Source organism: Methylobacterium sp. Leaf112, from assembly GCF_001423295.1.
Lineage (GTDB): Bacteria > Pseudomonadota > Alphaproteobacteria > Rhizobiales > Beijerinckiaceae > Methylobacterium.
In genome coordinates, this window is record NZ_LMNG01000023.1 from 15,048 (window position 1) to 35,926 (window position 20,879).

The following is a 20,879-nucleotide window of genomic DNA, read 5'->3' on the forward strand; positions in this document are numbered from 1 at the left end:
GGTGTCGTCCGGCCGGACGCTCGCGCGGCTCGCTCGCGCGTCAGCGCCGCCGCAACACGCGCGGCAGCCAGCCGCACGCACCGAGCCGCGACAGGACCTCCTCCGCCGAGGGCCGGCGGTCCGGATCGGCGCGCAGCAGGGCCCGCACCAGGCGCCCCAACCGGCCGTCGAGGCCGCTGTCCGGCGGCCGCAGCCGCGCCGCCCGCGCGCTCTCGCGATCGGTGCCGAGGGGCGGCCGCTCGCCCCGCGCGGCGCAGGCGAGGAGGAGGCCGAGGGCGAAGAGGTCCGCGGCCGGACCGCCGGGCTGCCCGTCGAGCTGCTCGGGGGCGGCGACGGACCACTTGCCCGCGAACGCGATCTCCGGATCGGGCTCGCCGATCCTCCGGGCGACGCCGAAATCGATCAGCGTGGCGCCCGCGGCACCACCGCACAGCATCACGTTCTCGGGCGAAAGATCGCCGTGCACGAAGCCGGCCGCATGAACGGCCGCGAGGGCGCCGGCGATGCGCCGGGCCAGGACCGCGACCTCGTCCGGCGCCAGGCCCCCCCGGGCCCAGATCGCCCGTGCCAGCGTCTCGCCGTGGAGCAGGTCCATGACGATGAAGGCGCGGCCGTCGGCGTGCCGCAGCAGATCGCGCACCTGCGGGATGGCCTCGTGGCGCAGGCTCATCAGCGTGCGGGCCTCGGCGACGTGGAGACGGGCGATGACCGGATCGCGGACGCGATCCGGCCGCAGGATCTTCACGGCGTGGTCGCGCCGCAACTCGCGATGGCGGACCTGGTAGATCTCGGCGATCCCGCCCCGTCCGATGCGGTCGCGCACCACGTAGGTGTTGGCCAGGACCGTATCGGGGCTGAGCGAGGCGGTGTCCGGCGCGTCCGGCGCGGCGGAAGGCTGCGCGCGCGACGCCTGCGCCAGGGCGGAGCCGCCGTCGCCGAGGCGGTCGAGGGCGGCGCGCGCCGCGTCCACCAGCGCCCGTCGCTCGGGTTCGAGGCGCGGACGGCCGTCGCCACCGGCGACGATGGCCTGGACCAGGGCGTCGAGGCGCACCTGGACCCGCAGGGTTTCACGCCGGGCGGCCTCGCCCTCCACGCTCGCCGCCTCACCCATCGGCGCCGACGACATCGACGACGACGGCCGAGATGTTGTCGCGCGCACCGGCGATCAGCGCGTCGTCGATGGCGCTTCCGACGGCCTCCTGCGGGGTGCCGTGACCGACGGCGTGGCCGAGCCCGGCCTCGCCGAGCGCTCCGACCAGCCCGTCGCTGCACAGGACGAAGCGGTCCCCCGGCCGGATCGTCCCCTCGACCCAGTCCGCCGCGAACGCATCCTCCGCCCCGACCGCACGGGTGACCATCCTGCGGCCCTCGCGGGTCACGTGGTCCTGCGTCAGGGGCCGGAGCGCATGGCCGCGCAGGAGATAGGCGCGGCTGTCCCCGACCCAGACCACGGCGTAGCGGCCCCGGTGGACGAGGAGCGCCACCACGACGGCCGCCACGATCTCCTCGGGCCCGAGCCGGCGGGCACGGGCCCGCAGGGCGGCGTTCGCCTCCAGGAGGAGATGGTCGATCTCCGCCCGCTCCGGCGCGCGGCCGAGGGGGGCCGGCATCGCCTCGAGCCGGTCGGCGACGACGCCGGCCGCGTAGTCCGCCGCCGCATGGCCGCCGGCGCCGTCGACCACCGCCCACAGGCCGAGGTCCGACCGGTTCACCACGGCGTCGTCGTTGCGCCGCCGCCGAGTCCCCTTGTGCGACCGGGCGGCCCCGACGAGCTTGACCAGCCCCGGATCGGGCTCAGGTTCCGGGGGCCCGGCGGACTTCGACGCGGCGGGCGGCCCGGCCCGTAGGCCCTCGTGCCAGCCCCATTCGCGCCAGCGCCCGTCGAGCAGAGCGGCGAACTGATCGGGTTCCGGCGCCGCGTCATGGAGGAGCAGGGACGGCGCCACGGTGCTCGAGCCTCGCGTCCACCAGGCGGAGAAGGGTCGGTTCGTCCCCGCCAGCATCGCCTCGACGGCGTCGGCATAGGCCTGGATCGGGCCATCCGCGCCGTCGCGCGCGAAGCGGCTCGGGTTCGGCCGGGCCGGCTCGTCCGGTATCGGGGCCGGCGGGCCGAACGCGCGCACGGCCTCCTCGAAGGCCTCGAAATCGTAAGCGTCGTCGAGACAGCTCCGGGCCAGGGCCTCGACACCGTCGAACCAGGCTTCGGCGGCGCGCACGAGCCGCCACGGGCTGGCCAAGCCCGGAAGTTCGAGGGCGATCACCAGGGGGAAATAGCGACCGACCCGGTCGACGGAGGGCATCAGGACGCCGGCCGTCGCATGCGGCCCGAGGGTCCCGGGGCCGGCGACGAAGCGCCAGACCGGGGCGACGAGATAGGTCGGCAACCACTCCGTTCCGAGCTGGCGCCGGCTCGTCACGATGGCGCGGGACAGCCATTGGTCGAGGGCGGCCTGCAGGGCCTGACCCAGGCGGCGGTTCACGAAGTCGCCCCGGGTCGGGACCTTGCCGAAGAAGCCGAGCTGCGGCGGGCCGGGCGGCGCGGCGCCGGCCGCGCGCTTCACGGGCATGGGCCACGCCCCCCCGTCATGGAAACCTCGGGCAGCGGAAGCTCCGCAGGGCCGCGAGCCCGAACGGATTCGGCAGCGCCAGGCTGCGGATCTCGAAGGTCACGGCGTGGCTCGCCGTGCCGTAGTTCACCCGGGTCCGGTCCGGCGCGACGGCCTCCGCGCGGCCGGCATCGAGGAGCCGGAGCAGGGCCCAGGGTCCGGTGAAGGAGAGGGCCTCCGGGGCGCCCGGCTGCACGCTCACCCGCGCCGCCGGGCCGGCAAGGCCCGGCGTCGGCCAGGTGAAGCGCAGGGGGCGCGCGCTGCCGCGCGAGAAGGCCGCCTCCTGGCCGTCGCTGACGAACGAGGCGGCTGTCGCCTCGGGATCCAGGCGGATCGGCGTCACCTCGAAGGCCAAGGCGGGCTGCGCCCCGGCCGCCGGAAAGAAGGCCTGCCGGACCTCGTCCGCGTCCTCGAAGCTGCGCAGGAGGGCGGCGCTGCCCGCCGATCGCCATCGCCAGGGCTTCCCCGTCCCGTCGACGGCATCCGCCATGTGGGTGCGGAAGAAGGTGGCGAAGACGCCCTCCGGTCCGAACACCGCGGCGAACTCCCCCAGCGGCGTATCGGCCGCCGCATTCCGATCGAACGGGAAGCGCCTGTCCGTCGCGGCGCGGCAAGCCTGCTCGCCGGCCTGGCTCCAGCGGCGGGCGAGATCGACCACCTGCGCCTTGCCCTCGGCTCCCGCGATGAGGGTCTCGTCGAGGGCGATCGGCACCAGGGGACGCGCCAGCATCGCCGCGACGTGCCCGTCGAGGCTCGTCCGCAGGACCGCGTGCTTCTCCTCCGGGTAGAGCCGCGCGAACAGCCCCTCGAGCCGCGCGTCGGCGAAGGGCTTGTCGAGGGAGTCGGCGCCGCCGAGCATGCGGTAGAGACGCAGGGTCTCGCCGATATCGGCTCCGGCCGATCCGGCATCCGCATCCTTCGCGCCCCTGTCCTTGCTTACCGCGTCCTTGGTCCCCGCGTCCTTGGCACCCAAGTCGGCGACACCGGCCTGGATCGATTCGCGGACCAGCCTCGGCGAAGCTGCGCCGGCCACGCCCGGGACGGCCTCCCGCGCCACGGCGGCGGGCGGCCGGGGCATTCCTCTCGGCACCACCGGCGCGTCCGGGTTCGGTTTCGGGGCAGCGTCGGCGTCCCCGGCCGCGCCGGCCTCGCGCAGGGTGTTCCCGAGCGCGACCAGGATGCGCGGCAGCAGGAAGCCCGTCAGGGCGCGCTCGTAGAGGTTGGCCCGCCCGGCCGAGATCTTCTCCGCCTGGTCGAAGGTATCGAGCAGACGTGGAGTGCCGGCCTCGGTGAAGGGCGTGGCCGCATCGCGGGCCTGGCTCAGCACCACTTCGGCGCGCACGAAGTCGGTATCCGCCACGGCCTCGACGGGTAGGGTCCCGGCCCCGGCGGTGTAGACGGCGAGGCGCGCATCGGTGTCCGAGAGCATCCGCTCCTGGCGCAGGTAGGCGACGAGCCAGGTCAGGGACAGGCCGAGGACGAGGGCCGCGGCCAGGCCGCCCGCCGCGGAGCGCAGGATCCTGCGGCGGCGCTCCAGGGCCGGATTGGTCGAGACGAGGTTCGCCTCGTTGAAGATCACCTCCCGCAGCAGGCGTGCGAGGAAGTAGCTGTGCTGCCCGTCCGCCGAGGCGGCACCGAAGCGCGGCAGGTCGATGGCGAAGCGCTGGCTCGCCGAACGCGTCACGAGGTCGAGGCCGCTGCCGCTCTGCTCGGCCGAGGCGAGGTAGAGGCCGCGCAGCCGCGGCGGGGCGTCGAAGCGCGATGACGCCGCGATCTCGCCGATGGTCTCGTGGAGCGGCTCGGCGATGAGGGCGAGCTGGCTCGGAAAAGCGAAGATCTGCGCGCGCCGCTCGGGGTCCGTCTCGGCCTGCAACCGGTCGAGGAGGAGTTGGTCGAGGCGTCCGACGAGCCGGTCGAAGGCGGAGCCGAACCGGTCGGCGAGGTCGCGGCCCTCGATCCCGCCGCGCGGCGGCGGCAGGGTGACGCCCCAGACCTGCTCGCGGCCGGTCCGGGCCATGTCGTCGAAGAAGGCCGTGAATCCGGCGAGGCGGTCCGCCTTGGTCAGCACGAGATAGACCGGCACGCGAAGGCCGAAGGCCTCGTCGAGTTCCCGCAGGCGCTTGCGGATCGTCCGGGCGTGATGCAGCCGCTCGGTGGCGGAGGCCTGCACCAGCAGGTCCATCCCGACCATCACGATGGCACCGTTGAGGGGCTGGCGCCGCCGGTGCTTGCGCAGCAGCGTGAGGAACCCGCGCCAGCCCGCCGCATCGGCCTCGCCGTCGCCCTCCTGCGCGGTGTAGCGCCCGGCGGTGTCGATCAGGATGGCCTCGTCCGTAAACCACCAGTCGCAGTGGCGGGTGCCGCCGACGCCCTCGACGGATTCGCCGACGCTGTCGGCGAGGGGAAAGCGCAGGCCGGAATTGCGCAGGGCCGTGGTCTTGCCGGAGCCGGGCGGGCCGATCAGCGCGTACCAGGGCAGCGCGTAGACGGAGGCGCGCCCCATGGTCTTGCGCAGGAGCTTCAGGGCGTCGCGCAGCCGCGACTTCAGTTCGGCGACGTCGTCGGCCGCGGCCCGGGCGGGATCGGCCTCGGCCCCGGCCGCGACCGCGTCGATGAGCGCCGCGTCGCGCCGCTGGCCCCGGACGAGGCGGACGAGGCAGTAGAGCACGAAGCCGACGGCGATCGCCCCCACCGCGTACAGGCGGGTCTCGAAGCGCTCGAACGGCCGCCAGCGGCCGAACGAGACGCCGTCGCCGTAGAAGAACACCACGCAGGCGGCGACGAGCGCCCAGATCAGGGCGACCAGCCACCAGGCCTTGACCCGGCTGGCATAGGTCGTCGCGTAGGACCGGATCTCGTAGATCCAGTTGAGGATGTTCATGGCGTGGCTCCCGCCCTCGACGGTCCCGGGGCCGGTGCGCCCGATGCAGGACCGTCCGATGCAGGACCGTCCGACACGCCCCGGGCCGGCGTGTTGCGGCGGATCAGGAGTTCGGTGCGCCGGTTCTCGGCCCGTCCCTCGCGGGTGTTGTTCATGGCGATGTTCTCGGCAGAGTCGTTCGGGCGGGTCGGCTGCGCCTCGCCGCGGCCCTCGGCCCGGATCGCGTCGCTGCCGATGGAGCGGCCGAGGATGGCCGCCACGGCCTCGGCGCGGGCGACGGAGAGCTGGTAGTTCGAGGGGAACCGCACGGTCTGGATCGGGACGTTGTCGGTGTGCCCGACCACCTGCACCGTGACGTCGTCCGTCCGGATCGCCGCGCCGACGCGCTCGAAGAGCTGGACGAAGGCGGGAGCCACCGTCGCGCTGCCCGAGTCGAACAGTCCGGCGTTGCGGATGCGCACGATCGCGCCGGAGCCGCTCGGCTCGACGTCGATGGCGCCCCGGTCGATCTCCGGCTTCAGCACGCGCCCGAGCCCGGCCGCGAGGGATGTGTCGGATGCCGGGGGCGCTTCGGCGATCGGTTCCGCCGGAGCTCGGGCCGACGGCACGCGACGCAGGCTCGGCGTCCCGCGCGGCGGCGCGTCGAGAAAGGCCGCGAAGGTCGCGTCCGAGCGCCGGTTGACGGCCCATTGCAGGGCGAGGAACAGGCCCGCGAGGGCGAGGATGCCGAGTCCGGCCCCCGCCCAGAGCAGGAGCTGCCCGCGGATCGGGGGCAGGCGCGCATCGACGCCGCGCCACTCGGGCGACAGTTCGCGCTCCACCGGCCCGCGCAGGGTGCGGTAGAGCCCCTCCCGGATACGCCCGATCTCGAGATGCCCCTGCGGATGCACCCGCATCCGCCCCTCGAAGCCGAGGGAGAGGCAGTGGTACATGAGCAGCAGCACGTCCCGGTTCGAGCCGGGGTCCTTGTGCAGGTGCGCCAGGAGGTCGAAGAAGCGCTCACCGCCCGTCACGTCGGTGTGGAAGGTCGAGACCATGCCCTGCCGCGCCCACAGGCTGTAGGCGCCCCAGGACGAGTTCAGCACCACGTCGTCCACCGTCGCGCAGAGGGCGTAATGCGCAGCCTGCGCCCGCTCGCGCGTGACCGCGACGCCGAGGATCGCCGCCTCGAAGGCCTTGACGGCGGCGATCACCTTGAGGCGCAGGGCCTCGAGATCCGGCGGGCTCGACAGGCTGCGCAGGCGTCCGACGAGGCTGAGGATCGGCAGGGCGGCCGCCACCATCGGGGGCACGCCGGACCGGGCGAGATCGAGGCTGCCGAGGGTCTCGATGGCCGCGTCCGGGGGGGCCGCCGCCGGCTGCGGGTCCACCCGGAGCACGGGCTGGGGACGCACTCCGCCGGGCGTCGGCTTGACCACCGTGGATTCGCCCGCAAGCCCGCGGGCCTCAGCTTCCGACACCGTTCGCTCCCGCTCGCTCCAAAGTCGTCCACCGGCTCGCGACGGCCCGCGGGCGAGGGCCGCGGCCGACCGCTCCGCGCACGGCCGAGGTCACCCGCGACACTGCGCCAGAACCACCGCCCGTCCCAAGGGAAATTCTACCGAGGATCGCATAAAACCGAACAGACACCGTTTGCGTGTTTCGCGCTCAGCCCTTGATCGCCCACAGTTCGAGTTCGAGATCGGGGAAATTGCCGGCGAGGTGGATGGCGACCGCACTCGAATGCTCGAGTTCCCGCCAGAGCGGGCCGGTGGTGTCGAGCTCGAAGTAGACCGTGCCGCCGCGATAGGGGAGCTGGCGCGGCGCGACGGCCAGGGGCCTGACCGCGATGCCCGGCAGGGCGACGTTGACGAGCTGGGCGATCTGCTCGACGGGACCGATCTTGACCTGGTTCGGCAAGGACCGCCGCAGGCTCTCGGCCGGCATGTTGGCGCGCACGGCGAGGACGAACCCGGCGCCGAGCAGCAGGGAGCGGTCGTTGATCGCGCCCACCCGCACGCCGTGGCGGCGCTCCTGCAGGTCGATGGGCACGGCCACCTGATCCAGGAGTGCGGAGAGCGCCGCCCGCAGGTCGGAGAAGACCGCCGCGAACGTCGCCGCCAGATCCTCGTGGGAATAGTCGGGAAAGCGCGTGGCGCGCTTCGAGGGCGCCGTGAAGGTCGCGAGTTCGCCCGCCAGGGCGAGGCAGAAGCCGTAGAACGCCTCCGGCGGCAGACGACCCGCCTGGGCCGCCGCGTGGCGCAGGGGCGGATCGGCCCGGTTCAGGGCCTGGAGGAGCAGGAAGTCGGCGACCTCGGCGGTGCCGCGCACCGTCGGGTCGGCGATCCGGGCCGCGATGGCTTCGGCCCGATGCGAGACGAGACCCTGCAGCTCGTTGACGAGGGCGGCCAGGGACGCCTGCGCGGCGCAATTGAGGCAGGGCGCGATGAACCGGTCGTCGAGGACGATGCTGAGGTCGGAGCGGACCTCGACCACCCGGGCGACGGCGAGGCGTTCCGTGCCCGCGAGCGGTCCGTTCGACGGGGCATAGGCGAGGCGCAGGCGCCCCACTTCGAGGCTCGCGCTCGTGAAGCTGTCGCCGTTGGCGTCCGGCGCGTCGTAGGCGGTCCGCCGCAGGCGGGTGGCGGCGTCCTCGCGGCGCTCGGCGCCGATCTCGGGACTTCCCGGCTGGCGCATGGGAATCGCGAGGTAGATCGTGACGTCGCGGGTGCCGGGCAGCAATTCGAGGGGCGGCGGGAGGTCGGCGTCGCCGGGCGCCTCGAAGGGGGTTCCATCGGGGAAGATGCCCCGGGCGTGCGCGACCGCGAAGCGCCCGGCGCCGAGGGTCTCGCGATTGATGCCGATGTCCGAGAAGCCCCAGGGATAGGGAGCGAGGTCCCGCGTCAGGCCGCGCACGAAGCGTTCCGTCCAGCGGTCCGCCTGCTGGAAGTGCTGGACGCGGAGGAACATGCCCTCCGACCAGACCACACGGTTCTCGCTCAGCATGGATCGGGGCTCCGGGGCTCTGTCAGGTCCTGCGGGCGTAGGCCCGACGCAGCGGCGTCAGCACGACGTCGGCCGCGGGGGCGTCGGGTGCGCCGCAGAGGTTGGCGTGAAGGGCGACGTAGCGGTCCCACGAGGCGGCGCGCAGGAGCGGGCCCACGGCGAGGCGGGTCCGCTCGCGGGCCGCGTCCTCGAGGAATTCGGGCTGGATCTGCGCGCCGAGATCGGCGGCGGCCTCGCCGACGGAGAGGCCGAGGGCACGGCTCGCCTGGGCGAGGCGGGCGAGGCGGCCGGTGAGTTCGTCCGTCGCCCCGGCATCCCCCGTCGCGAGGGCGGCGGCGAACAGCGAGGGCAGGTCGGCCCCCGACGTCTCCCGGTCGGACAGGCCGAGGTCCCGTTCGGCGGTGCGATGCACCGCCTCGAGGGCGGCGAGGACGTCGATGAGGCGACGCAGGATCTGCCCGCTGCGGACCATCGCGGCGCGGTCGCGGGCGGGCGCGACGCCCTCCGGCATCAGGCCGCCGAGGCCGGCGCCTTCCACCAGGGCGGCCTGCGCATCGCCCCAGTCGGGTCCCGCGGCGGCGCCCGACGCGGGCGGCGCATCGTCGCCCAGATCCCAGTCGGCCGGCAGGATCGCCCGGACGCCGCCGAGCTGCAGCGCCTCGCTCACCGGCGAGAGGTGCTCGCTGCGGCTGGCGAAGTCGCTCAACGGCTGCAGCATGGCCTCGGGCTCGTCCGTCAGGGACGTCGCGGGCGGAGCCTGCCAGCCGAAGGGCTGCACGACCTGCGCATCGACGGCCCCGCCCGGCAGGGTCGAGAGCCAGTCGCTGGCGCTGCCGCCGAGGCTGCGCGCGGCGCGGCCCTCGCTCGCCTCGCTGGTGCCGGCGAGGATCCCGGTCACGCCCTCGGCGGTGCCGGGCGCGATCCGGTCCGTCCCGCCGCGCGGGTCGGGCAGGGTCGCGTCGGCGGTCCGATCGAGGGCGATGCGATAATCTCCGATGCGGAAGACGTCGCCCGGCCCGAGGAGGCGCCGCTGGTCCCGTCCGACGGGGCGCGTCTCGGCGGCGAAGAACACCCCGTTGCTCGACAGGTCCACGAGGTACAGGCCATCGGGTCCGTTCTCGATCCGGCAATGCACCTTGGAGATGTGGCGGTCGGGATCGGCGAGGATCCAGTCGTTGTCCGGCGCCCGGCCGATGGCGAACGGACAGGCGGACGGTTCGAGGCGCCGCGGGTCGATCCCCGGAACGCCCGCGGGCGTCTGCAGGACGCGCAAGGTGAACGTCATCGTCCCATGAGGCTCCGCCGGAGCCCCCGTTTCGTGAGCCCCCGAATCCTGCGATTCCCCGCCCGCACCGCTAGTTCGCCCGCATCAGGACGCGGGTGTCCCGCTCGCTCCGGCCCGAGCCGTAGACGGCGTCGCGCGGCAGGGCCGGCGGCTCGAGGAAGACGACGCCGATGCCCAGGCCCGGGGCGCCCGCGATGGTGGCCGGCTTGTTGAAGTTCTGCGCGCCGATGGCGGTGGCGGCCTGGCCCAGGGGCAGGAGCGCGCCGATGGCGGCCTGCGTGCGGATGCCCCCGCCCTGCGAGGAGACCGCGAGGCCCGTGCCCGGGTCGATGGCGATGTTGCGGTTTCCCTGCAGCAGGAGTTGGCCGGCCTGGCCGGCGCCCTGGATCAGCGCCCCCGCGAACAGGCCGGCGTAGCGTTCGAAGACGTGCTGGTCGACATCATTCGAGACGCCCGTGCGCGCGTCGCGGGCCGAGATCGCATAGGCCTTCAGGGGGAACTGGCGCCCGTCGTTGAGGACCATCTGGCTGAACTGGATCGCCGCCTGGTTGCTGCTGTAGACGATCTGGCCGATCAGGCGGACGCCGTGCAGGGGGCCGGGCCGCTGCGCCCCGTCGACATCGTAGATCGTGGCGAAGATCGGCGCCTGCGGATCGTCGGAATTGAAGCCCTGGTCGAGGGACGCGTAGACCGTGTCGCCGGCGCGCGCGACGGCGTAGCGCCGGACCGGCGCCCCCCCGAACTGGCCGTTCGGACCGGCCTGCCCCGGATATCCCCCCTGCCCCGGATATCCCCCTTGCCCCGGATAAGCATTCTGGCCCGGATAACCGCCCTGGCCTTGCGAACCGCCGCCATAGCCCGCCTGCCCCGGGGCGCCGCCCGGCCCAGCGGAGCCGCCCGGAGACCCGGACTGGCCGCCGCCGGCGCCGCCGAAGCCGCCCGGCTGTGCCCCCGCCTGCGGGTAGGTCGCCTGCTGGATCGGTGTGCCGCCGCTTGGTGCGGGCGATCCGCCGCTGCGGGTCGGGCCGGCACCGGAGATCCCACCGCCGCCCGCTCCCTCGGCCCGCCCGTAGCGCTGCAGGGTGAAGCCGCCGCTCGGTGGCGCCATCAGCGCCTCGATCTGAGCGTTGATCCGCGCCTCGATCGCCGGGTCCGAGAGCGCCTGACCGGGGGGTCCCTGGTAGACGACGCTCGGTGCGGCCGGCGCCTGCCCCGGCAGCGACCCTTGCGTGAACGGCATCGCCGCCTGGGGCGGCGGCTGGACGGGGCTGGCGGGCGCCTGGACAGGGCTGGCGGGCGCCTGGACAGGGCTGGCGGGCGCCTGGACAGGGCCGGCAGGCGCCTGGACTGTGCCGGCGGGCGCCTCGGCCTGGACGCGGATCAGCAGGGTGGCGTCGGGTGTCGCGCCGGCCAGAGCCGCACCGAAACCGAGGGCCAGGACGAGGGATGGCATCGTTTCACCTAGTCACGAGGGCGGGGTCACCAGGGCGGAGACACGCGGACGGGGTCGCACGGCATGCGGCCGATCCGAGGCGGTCCCGGTCCGGCGAACGGAATCAGTACGCGATGGTGATGGCGCGCTCGCGGCCCTCGGCATCGGTCACGAGAAGGCGCGGCACCGGCCGGTCGAAGCGCCAGACCCGTAAACCATCCGTGGTCTGGGCCATGGCGTCCTGAACCGGGTTCACGACGACGACGGGTCCGCGCACGTAGAGCCGCCCGCCGTAGCTCCAGGCCGACACCACGGGGTCGTCGACCCGCAGGCGCAGGGCGGAGCGGGGCGGGACGCCGGTGCCGAAATCGTCCATCAGCCGGTCGGGGTCCGGCGGGCCGCCCGCGCGCCGAACCCGGGTCGAGACGAGGCGCGCGGGGCCGGCATCCGCCCCCGCGGCGGCGGCCACGAGCGCCGTGTGCCGGGCGTTGACGGGCCCCTCCCGGAGGAGCCGGCTCGCCGCCGCGGTGGACGCGGCCTCGGCGTCCGGCGCCCGGCCGGCGGCCGAGGCGCCGCGCCCGCGCACCGTGATGGCGACGGGCAGGTCCACGGTCTCGATCCCGCGTCCGCCGCTGCGCACGATCAGCACGATCGGCAGGGGGTAGTTCTCGATGGTGATCGAGATGTTGCCGTAGGTGGAGACCCGGCAGGGCATGATGTGGATGGTGCTGGGGCGCTCGGCCGGCGCCACGGCCTGGCCGCCGCAGCCGCCGCCGTCGACGGCGAACATGCGCGGGTCGTAGGCGGTCGCGGTGATCGGCCAGGGATGGCCGCCACCGTCGAGGATCGTGATCGGCGTGACCATCCCGAAGGCGAGGTGCACGACCTGGGGCGCCGCCATGTCGACCTGAGGCTGGATGCTCATCAGCTTCGGCCGGACCTTGGGCGGCGGCTCGTCCGAGTAGCCCGACGCCATGGCGGCGCTCTGCGCATCGATGATTCGGTTTCGGATCGCTCCGATGTTCCCGGGGGTGAGGATCGCACCGCCCGACCGGTCGGTCATGGCGCTCTGGAGCGCGGAGACCTCGGCCGGCGTGAGCTCGCGCGGCGGCGGAGGCGTCGCGGCCCGCTGCGCCTGGGGGGCCGGGCCGGGGGGCGCAGAAGCCGAGGAGGGCCCAGAAGCCGAGGGCGGCGCGGGAGCCTCGCCCGCGACCGGGCGGGCGGGTTCGGCCTGCGCCACCTGGGTCGCGGCACGCGCCTGCGCCAGGGCCGGCGCCGCTCCGCCCGGCGCCAGAACGCAGAGCCACACCACCAGGGGTGGCGAAAATTTCCTGCTGATCAAGCCCGAAAGCCTCTTCGCCTCACGCACGTCACCACCCCTCGGTTGTGGCGGGATCGGCTCACCTGCCGTGCTTCGGCGCCGAAACGCAATGCCATTCCTGCCACACCCCGGGTTTTCGGCAACAACTCGGCGGAGCGGGAACGCCTGAAAATCGCAGGGCGCCAGGGGACCGTGCTTCGGTTCTGTGCTCCCCCGGACACAGGGCCCGGCAATCACCGGCGGACCCGCCGAATCGGATTGACGCGGGCGCTTCCGAACGGGGATGACAACTTCTGGTTATTGCAGGGAGCCCGGGTATGAAGTCGCTACGCCTGCTCGTCCTGGTTGCGGCGGCCCTCGGCCTTCAGGCCTGTTCCTCGACGGGCGGCACGGGCTCGCCCGAGAGCACGCGAAGCTTCCTCAAGGACGAGATGGGCCGGCGCGGTCTATGAGGCTCGTTCGTCCGCTCCTCGCCGCGACGATGTCGCTCGCTCCGGTCGCCGCGACCGCTCAGGTGAGTCCGATCCTCGCGGCGACCCAAGCCGCGGCCCCCTTCGTGCCCGGCGCCTTCGCCCCCGCGCCCTATCCCTACGGGGCGCCGGCCGGGTACGGCGGCTTCTATCCTCCCCCGTATCCCGGCTACGGATCGCCCTACCCCGCCACCAATCCCGCCCTGAACCAGATCACCCAGTCGCAGGGGAGCCCGAACGTGCCGAGCCGCGCCGGCGCGACGCAGATGCAGGGTCTGCTCGGCGGTGGCCAAGGGGGCGGTCAGGGCGGCGGTCAGGGCGGCGGCGGCCAGGGAGGAGGATCCGGCGGTGGCGGATCGCCGGGCGGCGGCGGCGCTGCGATGCTTCCCGCGCCCGATCCGGACACCAGCTACGAATTGCTGCAGGATCCGGGCTCGCCGGTCTACGGCCGCTACGGCGGCCTGCGCTCGAAGAACGGCGACATCCGCCAGCAGGTGATCGCCCAGGCGGCCCGCGGCGTCGGCGTGCGCCAGGGCTTCGCGGACGAGACGGCCCAGATCAACGCCGAACTCGACGGCGCCTACGGCGCGGCCCTCGACCGGCGCTACGACTTCGCGCCCCTGATGATCGACCGTACCCTGGTGCCGCCCGTCATCGTCGAGCTGCGCCGCCTCGGGGAGCGGGCCGACGACCGGCGGCTCTACCTCACCCTGGGCGCCTTCGAGATCGTGCGGCCGGCGCGCCTCGCCCTCGCGCCTCCGGGCTGGCGCGACTACCTCTACAACACGGGCGTGCCGCCGACGCTGCCGCCATCGGCATCCGAGGTCCGGCCCGAGGGCGGCGCCGAGGAGGGCGTCTGGGGGATCGCCTTCGAATCCGGCGTCGCGGTCGGGATCGCCGAGGCGCGCGCCAGCTTCACCGCCAACCTCGACCGCCTCGAGCGGGACCATGCCGGGATGGGCCGCTATCACGACCTCGCCCGCAGCGGCGCCGTCAGCCTGCCCGTGGTCGGAACGTCGGCCCGCCGGGTGCGCGTGGCGGCGGACGGCGCGCGCGCCTTCGTGGGCGAGCGCGTCGTCAGCCTGCAGGTGAGCCCCCGGTTTCGCGCCGCAGCCCCCGCCGCCTTCCGTTGAGGCGCTTCGCGCGCCGCACCGTCCTGGGCGGTCTCCTCGCCGGAGCGTGGCCGGGCGACGCCGCCTATGCCGACGCCCTCGCGTCCCTGCGTGACCGGCCCAACGGCCGTGACCGTCTCTGGCTGCGCCGCGCCGACGGCTCGGAGATCGTCAGCCGGTTTCGGGACCCGTCCGGCGCCTACGACCGCGCGCAGATCCTCCTGCTGTCATGGTTCATGCGCGACATCCGCGACGACGAACGGGCGGTCTGGATGGAGCCGCGCCTGTTCGACCTCCTCGCCTCGGTCCAGTCGAGCATGGCGGCGGTCCACGGCGCCCCGCTCCCCCTCCTGGTGACCAGCGGCTACCGGACCCCGGCCCACAACGCCGCCCTGGAGAACGCGGCGCGCCAGTCGATGCACGTCTACGGCTATGCCGCCGACGTGCAGGTGAAGGGGTACGCCCCCAGCGCCGTCGCCCTCGCGGCCTCCTTCGTCTCGGACGGCGGCATCGGCCTCTACGACAGCTTCACCCATCTCGATGTCTGGACCCGCCGCAGCTGGGGCGGCGAAGCCAGGAAGCCGCCGGAGCCGTCGCCCTGAGCGGGGGCGGAGTGGTTCTTCCGCGGCGCGGGCCATCGGTCGCCCCGGCGCCCGCGATCACGCGACACCCATTCCCCTCAGTGCGGGCTCTCCACGGCGAAACTTCGGATCGCCGGGTCGAGCGAGGTCTCGAACGCGACCGGCTCCGGGCCGGCGCCGAGGTGCGCGACGGCCTCGATGCGGATGCGCAGCAGGCGTTCGAGGGGATCGCGGCCCTTGACGACGCTCACCCGCACGGAGTGGAACCGCGGCTCGAACGCCTTGATGGTGGCTTCGAGGGCGCGGGCGAGGTCGGTGCGCTGCTCGGCCGTGGCGAGCGGCGCGCCGACGAAATCCTCGACGCCGTAGCCGGGCAGCGCTCCGCGCAGGGCGGTGAAGGCCGCCGGCAGGGTCGTGGGCCTCCGGCGGGTGTTGAGGAGCGATTCGAGGTCGCGCCGGAAGCCCTCGCGGATGCGGCGCAGCGCGTCGCTCCGCGCCCGCGGCGGGTCCGCCGCCCGCTCGGGCTCGTCGTCGATCAGCCGATCGAGGAGGGAGGCCTGGAGGCGCATGCCGCGGCTCAGCGCGGCGCGAAGGCGACGCGGCCGAGGCTCAGGAACTCGCGCACCGCCTCGCCGACGAGCCAGACGCGCTGGCCGCGCCCCCGCACCGTGCCGCCGGGCAGGTCGATCCAGGCGGTCTCGCGGGCGAGACGCGCCGCCTCGCCGGCCTCCGGATCGTGATACTGCGCCAGGACGAGGAAGGTGGTCTCGCGTCCGTCCACGAGGCGCGCCTCGGCCCGGCGCCAGAGCAGGTCGGTCGGGCGCCGGGGCGGCGCGAACACCAGGCTCTCGACCCGCTCCGGCGCGAGCCAGAGGTAGCGCCCGGCGAGCGTCAGCGCCTCGAATCCGGCCTGAGACAGGTCGCACACGTCGCGGACCTCCTGCATCGCGCCCGCGTCGACGGCGGCCAGAATCGGCGGCATCGCCTCGAGGGCGAGGCGTGCGGCCTCGGCGGCCGCGGCATCGCCCGCCCGCACGGCGAGGGCCAACCGCATCGCCTCCCCCTGACGCGCGGTCGGGCCGTCGATGAAATCCGGGAGGGCGCCCTGGTGGTGCCAGGCCTCCCGCGCCACGGCGGCCCGTAGCAGGTGGCGCATGGCGACGAGGGCCGTCGCCTCGGCCGGCGCGTGTTCCATGGCGACCTGAAGCTGCGCTTCGGCCCGGTCGAGGGCGCCGGCGAGCACCAGCAGTTCGGCCAGGGCGAGGCGCGCCGCGGCCTGCGTCGGCCGGGCCTTCACGCCCTGCGAGGCGACCGCGATCGCATCGTCGAGGCGCCCGGCGTCGAGGAGGTCGGCGAGACCGGTCGGCGCGTCGTCGGTCGTGGTCATGGTCAGGCCTCTGGCGGGGGAAACGGCGTCACGCGCCGCTCTGTGCGGTGGTGACCTCGGCGACGAGCTGGAAGCTCGCCGCGACGTCGTCGAGCTGGAAATGCGGCTGCAGGCGCAGGGTGCACCCGAGCACGCCGGGGCGGCCGGGGATCTCGCGTACTTCGACGCCGGCGTCGCGCAGGGGATAGCGCGCCTTCAGTTCCGGAGCGGCCGTGTCGTTGCCCAGGCGGTACCGGCCGAGCCAGTCGACGATCAGGCGCTCCACCGCGGGGGCGTCGCCGAGGCGCCCGACCTGATCGCGCATCATCACCTTGAGCGTATGGGCGAAGCGCGCGGCGCAGAGCACGTATTGCAGCATGGCGGCGAGCCGGGCGTTCTCCTCGGCCGCGGCGCCCAGGCTGTGGGGCGGCCGATGCAGGGACGGGTTGGCGTTGAACACCAGGGAGGCCGTGAACGGCACCCAGCCCACCGGGATGATGCCCTGGTCCGACAGCTGGCGTTCCTGGCTGGCGGTGAGGCGGATCTCCACGGGGGGCTGCGCGGCGAGGCCCGGCCGATCGGTGCCGAAGGAGAGCGTCGGCAGGTCGGTGACGAGGCCGCCGCCATCCTGGTCCTGCGGGGCGCCGCGCAGGTCCGCGAACCAGCCCGACAGTCCGAAGGCGCGCAGGACGACCCGGGCGAAGGCGTAGATCGGGCTGCCCCACAGGAGGGCATGGCCATCGGCCCGCACATCCTCCTCGAACGGGAAGCCGTCCACCCGGCCGCGATGGTGGGCGCGGTGCGGCCGGCGCATGAGCACGCGCGGCGCCAGGATGCCGAGGAACCGGCAATCCTCCGTCTCGCGCAGGCTCTTCCAGCGGAGGAAGTCGGGCCCGTCGAAGGCGCCGCCGAGCTGCGGCAGCCCGTCGAGGTCCGTGAAGGCGTCGACCGCGAGGGTTTCGGGCCGCAATGCGGTGAGGAACGGCGCGAAGGCCGCGGCCGCCACGCCGGCGATGCCCTTGAGCGCGGCGATGTCGTCGGTGCGGTCGACGGGATCGAAGCGGTGGCCGACCGCATAATCGCCGAGCAGCAGCCCGAACGGCTCGCCCCCCGGCATGCCGAATTCCTGCGCGTAGACGAGCTCGAACAGGCGGCTCTGATCGAACTCGACCGCCCGCTCGAAATCCCGGCACAGGTCGCGCCAGGACACCGAGAGCAGTTTGACCTGGACGTCGCCCGTCTCGGTCGCCACCCCGACCAGGTAGGCGAGACCGCGCCAGCGCGCCTCGAACGCCTGGAACTCGGCATGATGCAGGATCGCGTTGACGGACGTGTTGAGCGCGCGGTCGATCAGCGCGACGAGGCGGTCGGCCTGCCTGCGCGCGGCCGCGCCATCGGACGGGGCCGCCTGCCCCATCCCCCCGAAGGACGATGCGGGCTGTGCGCGGTCCGCGTCGAGCACCGGGCGATCAGCCCTGCCGCGGGATGCGGGCCACCATGCGCAGGGAGGTCGTGAGCTCCTCCATCTGCAGCCAGGGCCGCATCCACGTGATGGCGTTGTAGGAGCCGGGCCGGCCGGGGATTTCCTGGACCTCGACCTTGGCCTCGCGCAGGGGATAGCGGGCCTTCATCTCCGCGCCAGCGTCGTCGTTGGCGTTGACGTAGTTGCCGATCCAGCGGTTGAGCCACTTCTCGCAGTCCTCGGCCTCCATGAAGGAGCCGATCTTGTCGCGGGCGATGACCTTCAGGTAGTGCGCGAACCGCGCGGTGGCCATGATGTAGGGCAGCCGGGACGAGATCGCGGCGTTGGACGTCGCCTCCGGGCGATCGTACTTCTCGGCCTTGTGGGTTGTTTGCGCGCCGAAGAACACGGCGTAATCGGTGTTCTTGTAGTGGCAGAGCGGCAGGAACCCGAGCTTGCCGAGTTCGGCGTCGCGCCGGTCGGTGATGCCGACCTCGGTGGGGCATTTGAGGTCGAGGTCGCCGTCATCGCTCTGGAAGACGTGCATCGGCAGGGATTCGACCTTGCCGCCGCTCTCGGCGCCGCGGATGGCGGTGGCCCAGCTGGTCTTGGCGAAGGCGTCGGTCAGGCGGGCGCCGAGGACGAACGCGGCATTCGACCAGCAATACTGCGCGTGGGTGAGGGATGTGCGCTCGCCGACGAGCCCGCCGGGCGTCTCCTCGAAATCGAACTCGTCCACCGAGCGGGTCTCGCGGCCGTAGGGCAACCGCGCGAGGACGCGCGGCATGGTCAGGGTGACGAAGCGGGAATCCGGCGAATCCCGGTAGGAGCGCCACTTGGCGTATTCCACCGTGTCGAAGATCTTCTCGAGGTCGCGCGGCCGGGCGAGATCGCGGAAATCCTCGAAGCCGAACAGCTTCGGGCTCGCGGCGGCGATGAAGGGCGCGAACGCGGCACCCGCCACGCCCGAGAGCCCCTGCAGCATCTCGATGTCCTCGAAGTGGTTCGAGAACTCGTAGTTGCCGATGAGCGCGCCGTACGGCTCGCCGCCGGGGGTGCCGAACTCGTTCTCGTAGATCGCCTTGAAGATCTGGCTCTGGTCGAACTCCGTCGCCTTGAGCAGATCCTTGCCGAGCTCGCGCTTCGAGACGTTGAGCACGCGGATCTTGAGGTTGGCCGACGTCTCGCTGTTGTGGACGAGGTATTTCAGGCCGCGCCACGATCCTTCCAGCTTGAGGAACTCGGGATCGTGCATCACCGCCGCGAGCTGCCGCGAGATCCGCGCGTCGATCTCCGCGATGGCCCGGGTCAGGGTGACGGTGAGGTTGCGGTCGAAACTCACGGTGCCCGCGAGGGCGGTCTGCGTGAGGGTGCGCAACAGGCCCTCGGTCCGGTCCGGCTCCGTCTGCTTCGTCGCCGCGATGGCCGTATCGAGCAGGCTGGTGGAGCGCGTGACCGATTCCGTGGTCGGGAGGGTGCGGGGATCGGCGGATCGCGACATCGTCAGAGAGCTCCGTCGGGGGTGTGGGTCGGCGGCGAGCCGGGTGCCTCGCGGTCGAGTTCGCCGACGAGGCGGCGCAGTTCGCCGTTGTCCTGCAGGATGCGTTCGAGCAGGAGCTCGAGATCCTCGGATCGGTCGGCCTTGGTCATGAGATCGCGCAATTCGTTGCGGGTCTCGAATAGCTTGGCCAGGGCCGGCACCTGCCTGACGATGGCGGCGGGCTCGAAATCGTCGAGCTTGTTGAAGCGCAGCTTCAGCGCCATCTGCGTCCCGTCGTCGGCGAGCGTGTTGTCGACGAGCAGGTTGAGGCCGGGCGCCATGCGCGCCATGACCTCGTCGAAATTGTCCCGGTCGATCTGGACGAACTTGCGTTCCCGGAACGGCTTGAGCGGCTCCGCCGGATTGCCGGTGAAATCACCCAGCACGCCGACGACGAAGGGAAGCTCCTTCTCGATCAGGGCGCCTTCGGTCTCGACCTCGTACTTGATATGGACGCGCGGCTTGCGCACGCGTTCGAGCTTCTCATGAATGCTGGACACGCGAACCTCTTCCTGTGCTGGAGCCGGGACGGCGATCTGGGCAGCGGGAGCGCCGCGGCGATCCGCGCGCGACGATCCGTGGCGGAGCCGAACCGGCCGGGATTTCGGACCTGGACGGCCTCACGGCACGGGCCTTTCGGCACCGGATTCGATTCCGGCCTGTCGGAGGAACTGAACCCGGCCCGCCGCATCCGGGATCAGCTCGGAGAGCAGATCGAGGAGGCTCATCCGGCCGCGCCGCACGATGGTCTCGAGGGCGTAGGAGATCGGCGAGTGCGGCTCGGCCCGGCGGAAATAGGCGGCGATCCGAAGGAGCTCGTCGAAGGCCTCGTCCCGCGTCGCGATCTCGGTCTGGACGCCCTTCGGGGCCGGGCGAGCGGCCGGCCCGTCGGGAGCGGGCGCCGGATCGGGGGCGTCCTGCGGCACCGGCACGGCCACGGTCGCGGCCGGGCCGTACCAGGATTCGCCGAGCATCCTCCGGTAGACGTCGAGGACGTCCTCCAGAACCGTGCGGATGTTGGACAATGGCGGCGCGTCGGCGCCGCAGAAGGCATCGAGGGTCGCGCTCATGCGCTGAAACGCCTCGTAGGCCGCGCGGGCCATGTCGGCATGGGCGCGCAGGGCCTCGGAGCCCGCCGCCGCCCGCGCCTCCAGGAAATCCTGGCCGGACCGGTCGGCCTCCCGCCCCGAGCGCTGCATGTGCCAGAGGGCGTTCGCGCCGTAGGCGTGGTTCGGAAGCAGCGAGATCATCCGGATCGGCTGAATCAGGACCCCGTCGCCGCCCACGCCGTTCAGTCCGGCCAGGGGAGAGAGCCGGCCCTCCGCATCGTCCTCGTCGTTCGAATGCAGGTCGGGCCAGTACCGGTCGATCAGCCCGTCGACCAGGGCGAAGCCCTGCGCCAGGCCGGAGAAGCCGTCCTGCCGGACGAGCGCCTCGGTGAGCCAGGCGGTGACCTCCAGATCCTTGCTGTGGTTCGCCAAAGCCTCGGCGGCAAGCTGACGGACCGTGGTCCAGGCCGCGGGCACCGAGGTCGGCTCACCCGACGCCTCGGCGGTGCGCTCCGCCGCGCGGGCCTGCGACCGCGCATCCTTCAACCGGAGGTACAGCGCGTCCGAACCGAGATTCGCCCTCAGATCCGAGCCGGCGGGCTCGGGTCCACTGAAACGCTCCAACAGGGTGGCGAGATCGATCGGCATCGACGCTCGATAAAGCGCATCTATCTACGATTGTACAGGCCTTGACCGCTCGCGGCAGAGTTATAATAACTGACGCCCGGGGCGTTCGGCGGACCCCGGCTCGGATCCGACTGGCCGGAGCCGCTCTAGCCTGACGACACA

17 protein-coding genes are annotated in these 20,879 nt (G+C 73.2%); 3 read left to right on the forward strand and 14 right to left on the reverse strand.

Going from position 1 to position 20,879, the window contains the following annotated elements:
- Positions 1-40: 40 nt before the first annotated feature.
- The 8 genes from ASF52_RS10490 to ASF52_RS10525 form a co-directional block, all read right to left on the reverse strand.
- Entirely contained in the window at positions 41-1,126 is a 1,086-nt protein-coding gene (locus ASF52_RS10490; RefSeq protein WP_082515282.1) for a serine/threonine-protein kinase, read from the reverse strand.
- Positions 1,104-2,567 (reverse strand): type VI secretion system-associated protein TagF, encoded by a 1,464-nt coding sequence (tagF, locus tag ASF52_RS10495; RefSeq protein ID WP_056171549.1) that lies wholly within the window; start codon positions 2,565-2,567, stop codon positions 1,104-1,106. The genes ASF52_RS10490 and tagF overlap by 23 nt, the downstream gene beginning before the upstream one ends.
- Before the next feature lie 16 nt (positions 2,568-2,583).
- On the reverse strand, positions 2,584-5,487 hold the full coding sequence (tssM, locus tag ASF52_RS10500) for a type VI secretion system membrane subunit TssM (RefSeq protein ID WP_056171552.1): 2,904 nt from the start codon (positions 5,485-5,487) through the stop codon (positions 2,584-2,586).
- The gene (icmH, locus tag ASF52_RS10505; protein WP_056171554.1) at positions 5,484-6,947 is read right to left on the reverse strand and encodes a type IVB secretion system protein IcmH/DotU; all 1,464 of its coding nucleotides are present in this window, start codon (positions 6,945-6,947) and stop codon (positions 5,484-5,486) included. Before icmH ends, tssM begins: the two co-directional genes overlap by 4 nt.
- Positions 6,948-7,134: 187 nt before the next feature.
- A complete protein-coding gene (tssK, locus tag ASF52_RS10510; RefSeq protein WP_056171558.1) occupies positions 7,135-8,472 on the reverse strand; it encodes a type VI secretion system baseplate subunit TssK in 1,338 nt (445 codons plus the stop codon).
- 22 nt (positions 8,473-8,494) lie between these two features.
- Complete coding sequence (locus tag ASF52_RS10515) at positions 8,495-9,757, reverse strand: FHA domain-containing protein (protein ID WP_056171560.1); 1,263 nt, start codon at positions 9,755-9,757, stop codon at positions 8,495-8,497.
- Positions 9,758-9,827: 70 nt separating this feature from the next.
- Positions 9,828-11,210, reverse strand: a complete 1,383-nt coding sequence (locus ASF52_RS23475; protein ID WP_056171562.1) for a TrbI/VirB10 family protein — start codon at positions 11,208-11,210, stop codon at positions 9,828-9,830.
- Positions 11,211-11,313: 103 nt separating this feature from the next.
- Positions 11,314-12,531 carry a DotH/IcmK family type IV secretion protein gene (locus tag ASF52_RS10525; protein ID WP_156630064.1) on the reverse strand — a complete coding sequence of 406 codons (1,218 nt, stop codon included), beginning with the start codon at positions 12,529-12,531 and terminating at the stop codon, positions 11,314-11,316.
- 296 nt (positions 12,532-12,827) lie between these two features.
- Between ASF52_RS10525 and ASF52_RS23480 the strand changes: the two genes are divergently transcribed.
- From ASF52_RS23480 to ASF52_RS10535, 3 genes are read left to right on the forward strand one after another with little or no spacing between them, the layout of a single operon-like run.
- Complete coding sequence (locus ASF52_RS23480) at positions 12,828-12,962, forward strand: hypothetical protein (RefSeq protein WP_274533789.1); 135 nt, start codon at positions 12,828-12,830, stop codon at positions 12,960-12,962.
- Positions 12,959-14,113, forward strand: coding sequence for a type IV secretory system conjugative DNA transfer family protein (locus ASF52_RS10530; protein ID WP_056171567.1), 1,155 nt, complete (start codon positions 12,959-12,961; stop codon positions 14,111-14,113). Before ASF52_RS23480 ends, ASF52_RS10530 begins: the two co-directional genes overlap by 4 nt.
- Complete coding sequence (locus ASF52_RS10535) at positions 14,110-14,694, forward strand: YcbK family protein (protein WP_056171570.1); 585 nt, start codon at positions 14,110-14,112, stop codon at positions 14,692-14,694. Before ASF52_RS10530 ends, ASF52_RS10535 begins: the two co-directional genes overlap by 4 nt.
- Positions 14,695-14,771: 77 nt before the next feature.
- On the opposite strand, the gene tssE is transcribed toward ASF52_RS10535, so the two are convergent.
- The 6 genes from tssE to tssA all read right to left on the reverse strand — a co-directional run bounded on the left by tssE (position 14,772) and on the right by tssA (position 20,738).
- The gene (tssE, locus tag ASF52_RS10540; RefSeq protein WP_056171572.1) at positions 14,772-15,242 is read right to left on the reverse strand and encodes a type VI secretion system baseplate subunit TssE; all 471 of its coding nucleotides are present in this window, start codon (positions 15,240-15,242) and stop codon (positions 14,772-14,774) included.
- 8 nt (positions 15,243-15,250) lie between these two features.
- Positions 15,251-16,060 carry a type VI secretion system accessory protein TagJ gene (locus ASF52_RS22585; protein WP_156630068.1) on the reverse strand — a complete coding sequence of 270 codons (810 nt, stop codon included), beginning with the start codon at positions 16,058-16,060 and terminating at the stop codon, positions 15,251-15,253.
- Positions 16,061-16,088: 28 nt separating this feature from the next.
- Positions 16,089-17,501 carry a type VI secretion system contractile sheath large subunit gene (tssC, locus tag ASF52_RS10545; protein ID WP_244473779.1) on the reverse strand — a complete coding sequence of 471 codons (1,413 nt, stop codon included), beginning with the start codon at positions 17,499-17,501 and terminating at the stop codon, positions 16,089-16,091.
- Between the two features lie 7 nt (positions 17,502-17,508).
- Positions 17,509-19,002 carry a type VI secretion system contractile sheath large subunit gene (tssC, locus tag ASF52_RS10550; protein ID WP_056171574.1) on the reverse strand — a complete coding sequence of 498 codons (1,494 nt, stop codon included), beginning with the start codon at positions 19,000-19,002 and terminating at the stop codon, positions 17,509-17,511.
- 2 nt (positions 19,003-19,004) lie between these two features.
- The gene (gene tssB, locus ASF52_RS10555) at positions 19,005-19,541 is read right to left on the reverse strand and encodes a type VI secretion system contractile sheath small subunit (protein ID WP_056171576.1); all 537 of its coding nucleotides are present in this window, start codon (positions 19,539-19,541) and stop codon (positions 19,005-19,007) included.
- Between the two features lie 120 nt (positions 19,542-19,661).
- Positions 19,662-20,738, reverse strand: coding sequence for a type VI secretion system protein TssA (gene tssA / locus ASF52_RS10560; protein ID WP_056171578.1), 1,077 nt, complete (start codon positions 20,736-20,738; stop codon positions 19,662-19,664).
- Positions 20,739-20,879: the final 141 nt, after the last annotated feature.